Origin of the sequence: Nocardioides islandensis, assembly GCF_015352455.1 — a bacterium.
Classification (GTDB): domain Bacteria; phylum Actinomycetota; class Actinomycetes; order Propionibacteriales; family Nocardioidaceae; genus Nocardioides; species Nocardioides islandensis.
The window spans coordinates 59,799-74,072 of the sequence record NZ_JADKPN010000013.1; the positions used below are offsets into that span (position 1 = coordinate 59,799).

Sequence of the window (14,274 nt, forward strand, 5' to 3'; positions counted from 1 at the left end):
GATGCAGACGAGAGCGGGCGGCCCAGGGACTGGGTAGGTCCCCCCCGTCGTGACACGCCCCGGCAACGGGGTGTCCGGGACGAGTCTCGACCCTTCGAGAGTACGGCGGCGCGCAGGCCGGGCCAAGGGTCGGGCAGGGCCTGTTTCCCGCTGCGAGGGGTGCCGGAGGAGCGCTAGGAGCGCACCCGCGACGCGCGGAAGAGCAGCCACAACGCACCGTCGGCGGCGCGCTGGAGCCACCTGTCGGAGCGTGGTCGTCTCATGCCTCTCAGGATGCGCGCGGGAGTGGTCCACGTACGTGTTTCCGGGCCGAATGACACGCCTGGGGCAGGGTCCCGCCCGAACGGGTGATTCACCGTTTCGCAAAGATCTGGCTAGCCTGGTCGCATGCCGGTTCCCCCCGCCGGGCAGAAGTTTCGTCATGTCCTCTTCTCGAGTCTCGTGGCTCTCTTCGCCGTTGCCCCCCTCAGCGTCCCCACGACCACCCTCGACGCAGCGGCCGCCGCATCCCCTCCGGGTGCGCGACCGGTGGCGTCCCTGACCGCCGACAACCCGCTGGCCGGCCGCCACTGGGGCGTCTACCGCGGCCCGCTGGAACACTCCTGGCGCGCCTACCGCACCGCCAGCGGCGCCCAACGAACGCAGCTGGCCAAGATCGCCCTGCGACCCAAGGCCACCTGGTTCGGCCACTGGCTGCGCACCGACCGGGTCCACAAGAACGTCGCCGAGTACGTCGCGAACAGCCAGCACGGCGATCCCGAGGCGCTGGTGCAGATGGCCGTGTTCGCCCTCCAGCCGTGGGAGGGCGAGGCCTGCGACCGACTCCCGTCGACCGCCGAGCAGAACACCTACAAGCAGTGGGTCGACCAGGTCGCCGCCGGCATCGGCCAGGCGCACGTCGCCCTCGTGCTCCAACCGGACGCGCCGTTCGCCCTGTGCGCGCCCCACGGCTCGGACGTCTTCCTCGACCTCATGCGCTACGCCACCGAGCGGTTCGCCGGCCAGCCCAACACCAGCGTCTACATCGAGGCCGGCGCCGCCGACTGGCTGCGCGACGACGTGTCCAAGGCGCTGAAGATCCTGCTGCCCGCGGGCATCCGGTCCGCGCGCGGGTTCGCGCTCAACAGCACGCACTACGACTCGACCGAGCGTCAGGTGCGGTTCGCGGCAGCGATCTCCCAGGCGCTGGCGGCCCGCGGGATCCCGGGCAAGTACGCCGTGGTGAACACCGCCCAGAACGGCAAGCCGTTCACGGGCTACGAGTACGACGGCCCCAACTACGACAACGCGCGGGCGTGCGCCGACCGCGACGACGCCCGGTGCGTGACGCTGGGCATCCCGCCGACCACCGACGTCGCCGACCCTGCCTGGGGTCTGCCGTCGGACGCGGCGGCCGCCGCCTCGGCGTACGTCGACGCGTACCTGTGGTTCGGACGGCCGTGGCTGTACAACCAGGCGCAGGGCTGGGACCAGCAGCGCGCGCTCAGCATCGCCCGCTCCACGCCGTACCCCGGACCGTAGGACACGCCCTAGCCGACGCACTAGGCCCGCCACTAGTCTCCGCGCATCGGGGCCGTCGCCGGCCCCTTGGGGGAGGGTGAGATGGCGGGGACGAGCGTGACCGGTCAGCGCTGGCTGGCGGTCGTGATCCTGCTGGTGCTGGGCGTGCTGAGCCTGCCGGTGACGGCGGCGTTCTTCGACGGCGAGGGCACCGAGAACTGGATCGTGCCGGTGGCCGTGGCGCTGATGGCCGTGATCGGCGCGGTCGTCGGCTCGATGCTGCCCGGGCTGGCCGGAGCGGGGGCGACCCAGCAGCGCGGCGCCCTCATCGGCGCGGCCGTCGGCGTGGCCATGCTCGTGCTCGGGATCGTGGTGTTCTTCCTGTTGCTGAGCGGCTTCGACGGGGCCTAGCCCGCCTGCTCCTCGAGCCGCTCGCGCAGACCGTGGGCGAGGCCGAGGATCGTCACCAGGTCGAGCGGCCCACCGGCGTGCTCCGCGAGCCAGCGGCGGCGCACCGGCCCGAGCCGGACGCGGGACTGGACGCGGGTCCCGCCGCGCCCGGCAGGTGTGAGGACGACGGCCCACGTGACGTCCACGGTGCCGCGGCGCGAGGTGTGCAACAGGTAGCGGTCGCGGTCCATCGCGGCGAGCGTGAGCGTCGCACGTCGCCCGCCCCAGTCGGGGATGGTCTCCCCGACCCGCAGATGCTGCAGGTCGGGGACCAGACGGCGTACGGCGCGGCGCGACGGCGGCACGAACCGCTCGGCCGACCGGGGGAGGTACCAGCCGGCGCGCCCCTTGCCCAGCTGCACCAGCCAGGGCCACACGTCGGACGGCTTGGCGGGGAGGTCGAAGGCCCGGTCCATCTGCACGTCGGCATGCACGCGGTCGTCGCCCGGCAGCGTGCGGGCACGCTCCGCGTCGGTCGGTGCGACGACGTCGAAGGGACCGGACACGGGGCCATCATCGTGCCCGAGGACACGGGTCACCAACGGGTGAGACAACCTGGGGTCGCCCGTCGCCAGCGGTGCCCGCGCGGTGCCACACTGCGACCAAAGCGGTGGGACAGCGACCCGTTCCTGGGACCGATCAGGTTGTCGTCCCACCGCTCTTGACGTCCAGGGCCGCGCGACGGCGGGCGTCGAGGGCCGAGGCGCGACGACTCAGCCGGCGGTCGAGCACCTCGGCCGCGCGCTCGCCCTGGCCGGACCGCGCCAGGGCGTAGACCAGCGTGTCCTCGATGACCTCGCGCTGGGCCATGCTGCCGCCGAAGACCCCCGCCCGGGGCAGCAGCCCCGTCAACCGCTCGGCGCCGGTCGCGAAGTCGCCCTCGACGACCGCCTGGAGGGCGCCGCACAGCGTCGCGACCTGGTCGCGGAAGACCGGGTCGTGGTGGGCCAGCGCGATGGTGCGCAGCGCCGCCAGGCCCACGTCGTCGCCCTCGGCGGCCAGGCTGACCGCGGCGTGCATCGCGATGAAGGCGGTGGGCGGGTTCAGCAGCCAGCCGTCCGGGGCGGCCGAGCAGACCGCCTGGCTCGGGAGCCGGCCCTCCCACGTGCCCGTCACGTGGCAGCGCCACAGCAGGGCGCCGGCGTCGACGAGCGCCCGCGAGCCCGTGATCTGCGGCGGCGCGAGCTCGCGGTCGTAGCGGCGGCGTACGGCGTCCACGTCGCACTGCATCAGCTCGTGCAGCGCGGCGTGCCACGAGAAGTGCGAGCGGTGGTTGGCCTGCGGCCCGCGGCTCTGGATCCACCCGTCGAGCCAGGCGAGGCCCTCGGTGTGGTTGCCGGTCTCGTAGTAGACGTGGGCCCGGGCGTGGACGGCGTGGCCCGAGGACGGCTCGACCGAGAGCGCGTACGACGCGAGGTCCTCGGCCTCCGCCCAGCGCTCCTGGTCCTGGCGGACGAAGGCCAGCTGGCCGGCGTACCACCAGTCGTCGCCGTAGCTGCGGCCCAGGCCCTCCACTAGCTCGGCGGTCTGCCGGCCGGAGGTGAGGCCGCCGAAGGCCACGGTCGGCACGGCCACGCTGACGGCGAGCGCGTCGCGGGGGAACAGCCGGATGTGGCGGAGCAGTGCGGCGGCGCCGGTCTCCTCGTCGGAGCGGAGCCGGATGGTCACGGCGTCGAGGAAGCTGACCTCACGGTCGTCGAGGTCCCGGTCGGCGGCTGCGGCGTGGGCCGCCTGGAGGGCGGTGCGCCAGGAGCCGACGGCACCCCACTCGTGGCCGAGCAGGGCCAGGGCGGCGTGCGCCTGGGCGAACCCGGGGTCGGCGGCGACGGCCGCCTCGAGGCCGTCCTCGACGCCGTCCTGCAGGCAGAGCAGCCGGCCGAGCGCGCCGTTGTAGGCCTCGGCCGCCTGCTTGCTGGTGGTCAGGGTCAGGCCGTAGCGGTCGACCGGCCGGCGCCGGGTCTCGCCGTGCAGCGCGCGCACCACCGCGCGCGCGACGTCGTACGCCTGCTCGCGGATCTCGGGCATCGCGGTGGTCTCGTAGAGGTTGCCGCGGCGCAGCGTGCCGACGGCGTACAGCGGCACGCTCGGGGGCAGCACGCCGAGCACGCGGCCGTCGTCGGCGGTGTCGATGCCGAGGCCGGACGGGCCGGGGCGGACCAGTCCGGTGCGGGTGAGCGACGCGAGCAGCGGGTCCTTCGAGGGAGCGGCCACCGGGCCGGTGCAGTTGACCACCGCGGCGACGGTGACCTCGGTGCCGTCACTGAGGCCGACGGTGACGGCGTCGTCGGCCGGCACTGCCGTGGCCACCGTGCCGGTGTGCCGGGTCCAGCGACCGGCCTCGTCGATCGCGGCGAGCCGGCGGGCCGTGATGGGCGGCATGCGGTGGCGGCTGACCTCCCAGTCGCGGGCGTCCTCCTGGAGGAACTCGCGCCGCTCGTCCTCGGAGAGGGCCCGCCAGAGCTGCGCCGTCACGGGGCGCATCCCGTCGACGGCGGCGCGCCAGTCGCCGGTCTCCTGGACCGTGCGCGCGACGTGGGCGCGCATCGTCGCCCGGAGCTCGCCGAGGGAGCCGAGACGCGTGATGCCGGGCGGCGGCGGCACGGGTGGCGTGGTGGGGAGCACGTGCCGCGCCGGCACCAGGTCGTGCCGCGACACGGAGTGGAGGGTGCGTCCCGGCCGGTCGGCCGAGATCGCGATGTCGACCATGGTCAGTCCGGTGCCGACGAGCAGCAGGTCGCCGTCGGGCAGCTCCTCGGCCCAGGGGTCGGCGACCAGGCGCCCGGACTCGACCAGCTCGACGGGTGCCCAGTCGACGCCCGGCTGAGCGCCCGTGGCCAGCACCACAGCGCGGGCGACGATGGTGCCGCCCTCGTCGAGGCGCACGACCAGGCGGTCGCCGCGGCGGTCGATGCCGAGCACCCGGGTTTCGCGGCGGACCAGCCGGGCGTTGGCGGGGTACTCGGCGGCGGTGCGCAGCAGCCCCTCGACGTACTCGCCGTACACCCGGCGCGGGATGAAGTCCTGCGGCTGGGCCTGCCGGTCGTGGTGCTGGCGGACCCAGCGGTAGAAGTGGTCGGGGTCGCGCGGGAACGCGCTCATGCCGCTGGCGGGGACGTTGAGGAGGTGGCGGTCGTCGTCGGTGGAGTACGCCGTCCCACGACCGGTCGCCGGGCTCGGGTCGACGAGCTCGACGCGGAACCGGGACGAGAGCCCGGTCACCAGGTGTGCGGCCGTCAGTGCTCCGCCCGCACCGGCACCGACCACCACCACACAGCAGTCGCCCTCGCCACCGCGCATCTGACCCACCCCTCATTGTCTACCGATCTAGGTGACTTAAGGTATCAGGGGACACCGGCCGATCACCCAATCGTCGCGACCCGGTCGGCGGCGCGTCCCCGGGAGTATCCCGCGAGCGGGAGAGTGCTCCTGGATCGAGTCGGGTAGAGGGAGGGTAGCCTGTGCGGGACGGGCATCGGGGCCAGGCCGGGCAGCCACGAGGATCGGCAGCCGGCCGGCGTCAGGGGGAACGATGAAGCGGCCATCCTGGGGGACAGGGGAGCAGCCGTCGGCGAGCACGGGACTCGTCCGCCGGCTGACGGTCCTGGCCGTCCTCGCGCCGCTGACGGTCATCGCCTCCTCGGGCCTGATGAGGTCCGAGCCGAGCACGATCGAGCGCGTGGCCCTGGGGGCCTCGCCCGCCGAAGCGGCTGCTCCTTCCGTGCCCTTCACGCCGACCTTGCCGGGCCTGGTGCGCGCGCCGGCGTCGGTCACCGACCGCATCCGTGACGAGCTGCCGGGTCTGGGGGTCGTGCTCGACGCCAGGTACGCCGCTCTCGAGGCGATCCCGTCGCGGGCCCTCGCGGCCTACCAGCGTGCCGAGACGGTGATGCTGTCGGCCGACCCCTCCTGCCACGTGACCTGGCAGCTCATCGCGGCCATCGGCAAGGTGGAGAGCAACCACGGCCGGTTCGGTGGCGCCCTCATGACGCCCGACGGCATCGTGCACCCGGCGATCCTCGGTCCCCGGTTGACCGGTCAGCACCAGACGTCGCGGATCGCGGACACCGACGCCGGGTCGCTCGACGAGGACTCGCGCTTCGACCGGGCGGTCGGACCGATGCAGTTCATCCCGTCGACCTGGACCGTCGTCGGCGTGGACGCCGACGGCGACGGCCGGCGGGACCCGCAGGACATCGACGACGCCAGCCTGGCCACCGCGGTCTACCTCTGCAGCGGCTCGGACGATCTCTCGACGACCGCCGGCCAGCGAGCCGCGGTGCACCGCTACAACCACAGCAAGGCGTACGTCGACCTGGTGCTTCAGATCATGGACGGCTACCTCGCCGCCGGTCCCGGCTTCTCCGGCATCCTCGCCGGGCCGGCGTACCTCCCGCCGACGGGTACGCGCGGACCTGGAGCTGAACCGAGTCCGTCGGGCCAGCCCACTTTCGAGGTGGTGCCGACCAAGGACCCGACCGCGACGGCGACGCCGGTGCCGACGTCCAAGCCGACGCCGACGACGTCCGCCACCGCTTCGCCCACGCCCTCGGTGACGCCGTCGTCGACTCCGTCGGTCCCGCCGACGAGGGACCCGTCTCCCACCTCGGACCCCACCGCGGACGCGACCCCGACCTCCGAGGCGACCCCGACCTCCGAGCCCTCCGGGACGCCGACGGGTACGCCGACGGGTGGGCCGACGGGTGGGCCGACGGACACTCCGACCGACACTCCGACGGGCACCCCGACGGGCCCCCCGACGGACCCCCCGACCGACCCGGGTGATCCCGGCGAGCCCGACAAGGCCGCCGTGCTGCTGAAGGCCTGGGCCGACTGCCTGACGGCCGGCGTCGTACCGACCGACCTGGTCGCCATGGCCGAATGCCTGGTCCAGCACACCGGCCTGTCCGCCGACGACCCCGACCTGCTGGCGCTCCTCGCCAACCCGCCGGTCACCCCGCCGTCCTCCACGCAGTCGACCCAGCAGGGCCGGCGCCGGCGTCCCACCGTCTGAGCCCCCACCGTCTGAGCCCCCACCGTCTGAGCCCCGCGGGCGACGGCGGCGGTGGGTGCCAGTAATCGCGCGATCGCAGCCGAACAGCAGGTCCGCAGCGCGGAAATCTGTCGTACCGGCGCGATCGCGCGATGATCAGCAGCCCCGAGCACGCCCGCAGACCGCCGGAGCTACGCGCCGGCCATCACCCCGACGGCCGAGCGGACGAAGCCGGGGAACACCGTCGCCGTGCTCGCGCCGAACCGGGAGGCGACGACCTCGGACAGCACGGACCGGTAGTCGGTGGTGACCAGGAGGTCGCCGTCGAGGGTGTTCGAGAGGCCGGGCCACCTGCCGTAGTACGCGCCGCCCTTGACGCCAGCACCGGCGAGGAACATGACGTTGCCGTAGCCGTGGTCGGTGCCGCCGCTGGCGTTCTCCTGGACCCGGCGCCCGAACTCGCTGATCGTCACGACGGTGACCTTGTCCGCCCACGTGCCGAGGTCGGTGAGGAACGCGGTCAGGGAGTCGGCCAGCCCGGTGGCGTTCTGGACCAGCAGCCCGCCGCCCACGTTGCCCATGTCGGTGTGGTGGTCCCAGTCGCCCTGGTCGACGGTGAGGACCGCGACGCCGACGTCGGACTTGATGACGCGGGCGACCTGCTTCAAGGCCTGGCCGAGGTCGTTGCCCGGGTACTCCGCGCCGTTCGCGGGCTCGTCGGCGCTGTCCTTGACGACCTGGAAGGAGGCCACCGCGCCGAACGTCGACCGCATCGACCGGCCGAGGACGGACTGCTCGCGGTCCCAGAGCGTGTGCAGCGAGCGCATGCGACGGGCACCGGACGGTCCGTCGTCGTCGCCGGCGACACCGAGCGAGCCGATGCTGCCGGCGGACATGACGGGTTGCGGACCGTACAGCGACGCCGGCGCGACGCCCGTGCCCAGGCCGAGGCCCTGCAGCGGGTTGGGGTCGGCGTCGGTCCCGACGAGGCGGTTGAGCCAGCCGGACCGGACCGACGAGCCCGGGTTGGCGTCCTCCACCTCCTCCATGGCGGCGAAGTGCGACCGGTTCGGCGCGGGAAGTCCGGTGGCGTGCACGGCCGCGACCTTGCCCGCCGTCCAGAACGGCAGCAGCGGCTCGAAGGCCGGGTGTAGGCCGAACATGGCGTCCTTGGCGAGCAGGACGTCGGGGGCGATGGCGATGCCGGGACGCGCGGCGTAGTACGCCGGGTCGGCGTGCGGGACGACCAGCGACAGCCCGTCGCAGGCACCGCGCAGGGACACCACGACGAGCACCGAGGGAGCGGGCGCCGCCGAGGCGGGGGACGCGGTCACCACGGCGGTGCCGACCATGGTCGTGGAGGCGCCGGCGACCAGCGCGGTCTTCAGCAGGCTGCGACGGCTCATCGCGGCGTACTCGGGGCAGCAGCAGCTCTCGTCCATACCAGTCATCGGGCCGGTCACCTGCTCATGAATTCGGGGGAGTCGAGGAAGGTGGTGAGGACCCGGCCCATGCCCCACTGGACGAGCTCGTGCTCCGGGTCGATGATCTCGTGTTTCGAGTAGCCGGTGACCTGGCAGCAGGCCGCCACCATGCGGTCGCTCGCCGGGGTGTGGAGCAGCTCGCGGGAGAGGTGGTCGACGAGGTCCACGAACTTCACGCGCACCTTCGGCAGCCAGTCCTTCGGCTCGCGGTAGTGCACGCCCTTGGTCGGCCACCAGCCGTTGCTCACGGTGTAGTGGACGTTCATCGACGCCATCAGGCGTCCCGGTGAGGACCACGAGACGTTGTCGATCGGCTGCCCGTCCGGGCGCGGCCACGCCAACGGGTAGATCCCGATGCTGCCGGCCTGCCACAGCAGCGCGTTCACGCCCGAGTCGTCGGCGTGCGGCTGGTCCATGTGGATGCCGAGGACCCGGTACGTCGCCACGATGTCCTCGCCGGGATCGCGGACCTTCTTGCCGGCCGCCCGTTGGAACTCGCGCGACGCCACGAGCGCGTGGAGCACCGGGGCGATCTCCGTGTCGTTCTTGCGGTAGACCTTCGAGAGGTGGCTCACCAGCGCTGCCGACGGGGTGTCGCTGACGAACTTCATCGCGAGCTTCCAGGCGATCCGGCGCGCGGTGGCCGGGTGGTGGGCGAGGTACTCGAGGTACCGGTGGGTGAGGTCCTGTCCGTCCTTCTTCTTGTTCTTGTCGCGGAAGCCCATCACCCTGACCGGGCCGCGCCAGTGCTCCTCCGGGTCGTACAGCGCCTGCCAGGTCTCCCACATGTCGACCGTGTAGCCGGTGAGGATCCGGGCGGAGGCCTTCACGTCGTCCTCGCCGTACTGGCCCACGCCGACCGTGTGGCACTCGAGGAGCTCACGCGCGAGGTTCTCGTTGGGGTGCCGCTTGGTGGACTCGGCCTGGTTCAGGTAGATCAGCATCGCGGGGTGCGTGACGGCCCCGAGCAGCAGGTCGGAGAACCGGCCCAGGGCGTTCTCCCGGATCCTGTCGCCGTAGGCCGCCCGGTAGGTGAACTGGGCGTCGCCGTTCACCGGGACGTTGAAGTGGTTCTCCCAGAACTCCGTCATCAGCTCGAGCACCGGCCGGTTGGTGCGCATGCGGCGCTGCAGCGCGCGGCGCTGGTAGTTGGCCATCACCTCCCAGCCGCCCTGCATCCCCATGATCTGGCGCTGCCACAGCTTCGACGGGGAGTACGACAGCTCCGGCCACCAGCCGTCGACCTTCTTGGCGTCGCGGTCGTCGACCGAGGCCGGCTTCAGCTGGCGCTCGAACCACGCGCCGGCGCCGCCGGCCTTGCGCACCGTCTTCGCCAGGTCGGTGGTGAGGCCGTAGGAGAAGCGCTGCACCAGGTGCCGGTCGGCGGGTGAGAGGAGGGGTACGTCGTGCTTGCCGCTGCCGGCGTACGCCGGCACGGTCGACGTGGCGGCCACGGCCGAGGCCGCGAGGGCGCCGCCGACGAGGGCGCGACGGCTTGAGGGGGGAGTCGTCATGGTCGGGCTTCCAGGGAGGGGGTGCCAGCATCGTAGGGGTCCCGAGGCGCCCGTGGCCGGGGAATCGACCGGCTGCCACTACAGTGACGGCACCACGTCATCGCACCACTTCCCTGCACGAAGGACGCGCCCGCCGCCCATGGACGGCCCTCTTCATCGGCCCCACCATCCACGCCGGCGCCTGACCGGGGACTCCGGATGACCGCGTGGCTCCTGATCGCCGCGTCCCTCGTCCTCATCGCGCTGTGCGGGGTCTTCGTGGCGGCGGAGTTCGCCTTCGTCACCGTCGACCGCTCGAAGGTCGAGCAGGCCGCGGCCGAGGGTGACTCGGGCGCGAAGGGTGTGCTCACCGCCCTGCGCTCGCTGTCCACCCAGCTGTCCGGCGCCCAGGTGGGCATCACCATCACCAACCTGGCCATCGGGTTCCTGGCCGAGCCGGCCGTCGCCGACCTGATCGGTCCTCCGCTGGACCGGTGGGACGTCCCGGCGAACGTCGTCCATCCGCTGGCCGTCGGCCTCGGGTTGGTCATCGGGTCGGTGCTGACGATGATCTTCGGCGAGCTGGTCCCCAAGAACCTGGCCATCGCGCGGCCGATGGAGACCGCCCGCGCGACGCAGCGGTTCATGCGGTTGTTCACCACCGCGACCACGTGGCCCATCCGGCTGCTGAACGGCTCGGCCAACGCCTTCGTGCGCGCCCTGGGCATGGAGCCCCAGGAGGAGCTGCGCTCGGCGAGGTCGTCGACCGAGCTGGCCTCCCTGATCGCCCGGTCGGCCGACCAGGGCACCCTCGACGCCGACACCGCCGAGCTGATGGAGCGCTCGGTGGAGTTCGGTCAGCGCAACGCCGGCGAGATCATGACCCCGCGCGTGCGCACGATCAGCCTGGACGTGAACGACCGCGCCGTCGACGTCCTCGAGGCAGCCCGGGACTCGGGCCACTCACGCTTTCCGGTGCTCGACCAGGACGAGAACGTCGTCGGCACCGTGCACGTCAAGCACGCCGTCGCGCTGCCGCCGCGGGAGCGGCACACGACCCGCGTGAAGCACCTGATGGTCAAGCCCATCGTGGTCCCGGACACGCTGCGGCTCGACCCGCTGCTGGCTCTCCTGCGCGAGGACGGGTTCCAGATGGCCGTGGTGCTCGACGAGTACGGCAGCCACGCGGGCGTCGTCACCCTCGAGGACGTCGTGGAGGAGATCGTCGGCGACATCGCCGACGAGCACGACGTGCGCTCGCAACAGGCCCGGCAGCTGCGCGACGGCTCGTGGTCCCTCTCCGGCCTGCTGCGGCCCGACGAGGTCGCCGACCTGACCGACGTCGAGCTGCCCGAGGACGAGGACTACGACACCATCGCCGGCCTCGTGCTCCAGGTGCTGGGCAAGATGCCGGCCGTCGGCGACGTGGCCGAGGTCTGGCTGCCCGACCGCGGTGGCGAGCAGCACGACCTGCCCGAGGCCGGCCGCCGGCTCGCGACGCTCACCGTCACCCACATGGACGGACTGCGTATCGACCGGGTGGCGATGAAGGTGCTGACCGGCGACGGACCGGAGACGCACGCATGAACAGCGGCACCGCCCTGCTGCTGGCGGTCTTCCTCCTGCTGGGCAACGCGTTCTTCGTCGCCGCGGAGTTCGCCCTGGTCTCCGCACGGCGTAGCCAGATCGAGCCCCGCGCCGAGGCCGGCAACCGGTTCGCCCGCAACACCCTGCGGGCGATGGAGAACATGTCGGAGGTCATCGCGGTCAACCAGCTCGGCATCACCGTGTGCTCCCTGGTGCTCGGCGCCGTGGCCGAGCCGACGGTCGCGCACCTCGTCGAGCCGGTGGTGCACGCGCTGTACGCGCCCGAGTCGTTCCTGCACCCGATCTCCTTCGTCATCGGCCTGTCGATCGTGGTGTACCTCCACGTGGTGATGGGCGAGATGATCCCGAAGAACATCGCGCTGGCCGGGCCGGACCGCGCCGCCCTCGTGCTCGGGACCCCGGTGTGGGCGATCGTCACGGTGATGCGGCCGGTGATCCGGGTGATCAACGCCGTCGCACGGAGCCTGCTGCGGGTCGTGGGCGTGAGCCTCATGGACGAGGTCAGCTCGACGTACACGCGTGAGGAGGTCGCCGCCCTCGTCGAGGAGTCGCGCGGCGAGGGGCTGCTCCAGGAGGACGAGTACGACCGGCTGGCCGGCGCCCTGGGCTTCACCGAGCGCACCGTCGCGGCCGTGCTGATGCCGCCCGAGACGCTGACCACGGTGCCGCGCACCGCGACGGTCGCCGAGGTCGAGGACGTGTGCGCGGAGACCGGCTACAGCCGCTTCCCGGTCACCGGTGAGGACGGGACCCTCGTCGGGTACCTCCACATCAAGGACGTGCTGGAACCCGACGAGGAACGACGCAACCGGACCATCGAGCCCCGCTGGATCCGGCCCTTCGCACCGGTGCGGTCCAGCGACTCCCTCCACGACGCGCTGGAGATCCTGCAGCGCCGCGGAGCCCACCTGGCCACGGTGTCCGACGACGACGGCGCGTTCGTCGGGCTGGCCACGCTCGAGGACGTCATCGAGGAGCTGGTCGGCGAGATCAGGGACGCCGCGCACCTGGAGGAGTAGCAGCCTCCTGACCAGCCCGGTTGTCGGGTTCGGGCGGTGCCGCCGGATAGGGTTGGGTCGCGGCGGGGGTGGCCTACCGGGACGGCTGCACGCCTCGCCCTCGGACGATCGGCAACTCACGAGGATGCAGGACACGGTGGAGGACGAAGCGACGCGCACCACCCGTGTGTGGACGCTGCCGAACCTCCTCAGCATGGTCCGGCTCGCCGGCGTGCCCGTCTTCCTGTGGCTGGTCCTCGGCCCCGAGGCCGACGCCTGGGCGCTCGCGCTGCTGATGGTGTCCGGCGTCACCGACTACCTCGACGGCTACCTCGCCCGGCGGCTGAACCAGACCTCGCAGCTCGGCCAGATCCTCGACCCGGTGGCCGACCGCCTCTACATCCTGGCCGTCGTCGTGGGGCTGGGCATCCGCGACATCATCCCGTGGTGGGTGGCCCTGATCCTGCCCCTGCGCGACCTCCTCCTGTGGGTGCTGGTGCCGCTGCTGCGCACCCGCGGCTACAGCGCCCTGCCCGTGCACTTCCTCGGCAAGGCGGCGACGTTCAACCTGCTCTACGCCTTCCCCCTGCTGCTGCTCGGTGACGGCGAGGGCGTCGTCGCGACCCTGGCCAAGGTGTTCGGCTGGGCGTTCGCGTGGTGGGGGATCGGCCTCTACTGGTGGGCCGGGATCCTCTACGCCTACCAGGTGATCAAGCTGCTACGGACGACGGAGCGCTACCAGCCGCACCGGGCGAACCCCGTGACGGGGGAGGTGGGTGGCGATGCCTGAGACCCGCACGCGCCCGCGTCAGGCGCGCGCCCGGATCCCCGACGCGCCACGGCCGGACCTGCCCGACCAGGTGATGATGCCGCTGCTGGACCGCATCGTCCGGCAGTCCCTCGACGAGGACTACCAGGTCGTCGCCCGGCGCGAGGCGCAGCGGCAGGCGAGGCGACCGGCCGGCCGGCGGGCGGCTCCGGTCGGACCGCCCCGGGTCCGACCCCGCCGGGTGGCGGCAGCGGTGATGGCGGTCTTCGGCGTGCTCGTGGCGATCGCGGCGGTGCAGACCTCCAAGCGCGCGCCGGAGACGAACGCCATCGACGTCATCGGCGACCCCCACGGCCTGCACCAGGCGATGGTCTTCAAGGACGGGCCGTTCGACCAGCTGCGCGACGACGGGGCCGCGGTCGAGATCACCGAGCTGGAGACGATCGACATCGAGTCCGTCGTGGAGTCGGACCGGCCGGAGTTCGCCCAGCCCGAGTGATTCGCTAGGTTCGGTCCGGACCGTCCGCGGCACGTGAGGAGTCACCGGTGTATCCCGACGACCTGAAGTACACCACTGAGCACGAGTGGGTCCGCACCCCCGGCGAGACGGAGGGGTCGGTGAGGGTCGGCATCACGCACTTCGCGCAGGACGCCCTGGGCGACATCGTCTACGTCTCCCTGCCCGAGGTGGGCGAGGAGCTCCAGGCCGGCACGACGTGCGGCGAGCTGGAGTCCACGAAGTCGGTCAGCGACCTCTACGCCCCCGTCTCGGGCACCGTCGTCGCCCGCAACGAGGCGCTCGACGCGACGCCCGAGCTGGTCAACAACGACCCGTACGGCGGCGGCTGGCTGTTCGACGTGACCGTCAGTGACGCCTCGTCGCTGGACGCGCTGCTCGACTCCGCGGCGTACCAGGCGACCCTCGAGGGCTGACCTCTCCCACTCGCGCGCGATCCCGCTGAACGCAGGTTGATCACCGGGG

Annotated in this window: 12 protein-coding genes; 8 read left to right on the top strand and 4 right to left on the bottom strand. The window is 72.6% G+C overall.

Features of this window, described 5'->3' with window-relative positions; genetic code table 11:
- The first annotated feature begins 387 nt into the window (after window positions 1-387).
- Both ISU07_RS18460 and ISU07_RS18465 read left to right on the top strand, forming a co-directional pair.
- Window positions 388-1,521 (top strand): glycoside hydrolase family 6 protein, encoded by a 1,134-nt coding sequence (locus ISU07_RS18460; RefSeq protein WP_194708307.1) that lies wholly within the window; start codon window positions 388-390, stop codon window positions 1,519-1,521.
- Window positions 1,522-1,602: 81 nt separating this feature from the next.
- Window positions 1,603-1,911, top strand: coding sequence for a hypothetical protein (locus ISU07_RS18465; protein WP_194708308.1), 309 nt, complete (start codon window positions 1,603-1,605; stop codon window positions 1,909-1,911).
- Here ISU07_RS18465 and ISU07_RS18470 read toward each other — a convergent pair.
- A complete protein-coding gene (locus ISU07_RS18470) occupies window positions 1,908-2,456 on the bottom strand; it encodes a hypothetical protein (protein ID WP_194708309.1) in 549 nt (182 codons plus the stop codon). The two genes, ISU07_RS18465 and ISU07_RS18470, sit on opposite strands and share 4 nt — an antisense overlap.
- 133 nt (window positions 2,457-2,589) lie before the next feature.
- On the bottom strand, window positions 2,590-5,247 hold the full coding sequence (locus tag ISU07_RS18475) for an FAD/NAD(P)-binding protein (protein WP_194708310.1): 2,658 nt from the start codon (window positions 5,245-5,247) through the stop codon (window positions 2,590-2,592).
- Window positions 5,248-5,479: 232 nt separating this feature from the next.
- Here ISU07_RS18475 and ISU07_RS24905 point away from each other — a divergent pair, with 232 nt between their 5' ends.
- On the top strand, window positions 5,480-6,961 hold the full coding sequence (locus ISU07_RS24905; RefSeq protein WP_323742700.1) for a lytic transglycosylase domain-containing protein: 1,482 nt from the start codon (window positions 5,480-5,482) through the stop codon (window positions 6,959-6,961).
- A gap of 170 nt (window positions 6,962-7,131) precedes the next feature.
- On the opposite strand, the gene ISU07_RS18485 is transcribed toward ISU07_RS24905, so the two are convergent.
- Both ISU07_RS18485 and ISU07_RS18490 read right to left on the bottom strand, forming a co-directional pair.
- Window positions 7,132-8,391: a DUF1501 domain-containing protein gene (locus tag ISU07_RS18485; RefSeq protein ID WP_194708311.1), complete on the bottom strand. Its 1,260-nt coding sequence runs from the start codon at window positions 8,389-8,391 to the stop codon at window positions 7,132-7,134.
- 8 nt (window positions 8,392-8,399) lie between these two features.
- On the bottom strand, window positions 8,400-9,938 hold the full coding sequence (locus ISU07_RS18490; protein WP_194708312.1) for a DUF1800 domain-containing protein: 1,539 nt from the start codon (window positions 9,936-9,938) through the stop codon (window positions 8,400-8,402).
- Window positions 9,939-10,136: 198 nt separating this feature from the next.
- On the opposite strand from ISU07_RS18490, the gene ISU07_RS18495 reads away from it, so the two are divergent.
- From ISU07_RS18495 to gcvH, 5 genes are all read left to right on the top strand, one after another.
- Entirely contained in the window at window positions 10,137-11,504 is a 1,368-nt protein-coding gene (locus ISU07_RS18495; RefSeq protein WP_194708313.1) for a hemolysin family protein, read from the top strand.
- Window positions 11,501-12,544 (top strand): hemolysin family protein, encoded by a 1,044-nt coding sequence (locus tag ISU07_RS18500; protein WP_194708314.1) that lies wholly within the window; start codon window positions 11,501-11,503, stop codon window positions 12,542-12,544. The genes ISU07_RS18495 and ISU07_RS18500 overlap by 4 nt, the downstream gene beginning before the upstream one ends.
- 124 nt (window positions 12,545-12,668) lie before the next feature.
- Window positions 12,669-13,313: a CDP-alcohol phosphatidyltransferase family protein gene (locus tag ISU07_RS18505; protein WP_194708315.1), complete on the top strand. Its 645-nt coding sequence runs from the start codon at window positions 12,669-12,671 to the stop codon at window positions 13,311-13,313.
- The gene (locus ISU07_RS18510) at window positions 13,306-13,791 is read left to right on the top strand and encodes a hypothetical protein (protein ID WP_194708316.1); all 486 of its coding nucleotides are present in this window, start codon (window positions 13,306-13,308) and stop codon (window positions 13,789-13,791) included. The genes ISU07_RS18505 and ISU07_RS18510 overlap by 8 nt, the downstream gene beginning before the upstream one ends.
- Before the next feature lie 47 nt (window positions 13,792-13,838).
- Entirely contained in the window at window positions 13,839-14,225 is a 387-nt protein-coding gene (gene gcvH, locus ISU07_RS18515; protein WP_194708317.1) for a glycine cleavage system protein GcvH, read from the top strand.
- The last annotated feature ends 49 nt before the right edge of the window (window positions 14,226-14,274 follow it).

Coding starts and splice junctions, on each gene's coding strand:
- ISU07_RS24905 (WP_323742700.1), top strand. CDS start 5,480: ATGAAGCGGCCATCCTGGGGGACAGGGGAGCAGCCGTCGGCGAGCACG.
- ISU07_RS18500 (WP_194708314.1), top strand. CDS start 11,501: ATGAACAGCGGCACCGCCCTGCTGCTGGCGGTCTTCCTCCTGCTGGGC.
- ISU07_RS18475 (WP_194708310.1), bottom strand. CDS start 5,247: ATGCGCGGTGGCGAGGGCGACTGCTGTGTGGTGGTGGTCGGTGCCGGT.
- ISU07_RS18460 (WP_194708307.1), top strand. CDS start 388: ATGCCGGTTCCCCCCGCCGGGCAGAAGTTTCGTCATGTCCTCTTCTCG.
- ISU07_RS18465 (WP_194708308.1), top strand. CDS start 1,603: ATGGCGGGGACGAGCGTGACCGGTCAGCGCTGGCTGGCGGTCGTGATC.
- ISU07_RS18485 (WP_194708311.1), bottom strand. CDS start 8,391: ATGACTGGTATGGACGAGAGCTGCTGCTGCCCCGAGTACGCCGCGATG.
- ISU07_RS18495 (WP_194708313.1), top strand. CDS start 10,137: ATGACCGCGTGGCTCCTGATCGCCGCGTCCCTCGTCCTCATCGCGCTG.
- ISU07_RS18505 (WP_194708315.1), top strand. CDS start 12,669: ATGCAGGACACGGTGGAGGACGAAGCGACGCGCACCACCCGTGTGTGG.
- ISU07_RS18510 (WP_194708316.1), top strand. CDS start 13,306: ATGCCTGAGACCCGCACGCGCCCGCGTCAGGCGCGCGCCCGGATCCCC.
- ISU07_RS18490 (WP_194708312.1), bottom strand. CDS start 9,938: ATGACGACTCCCCCCTCAAGCCGTCGCGCCCTCGTCGGCGGCGCCCTC.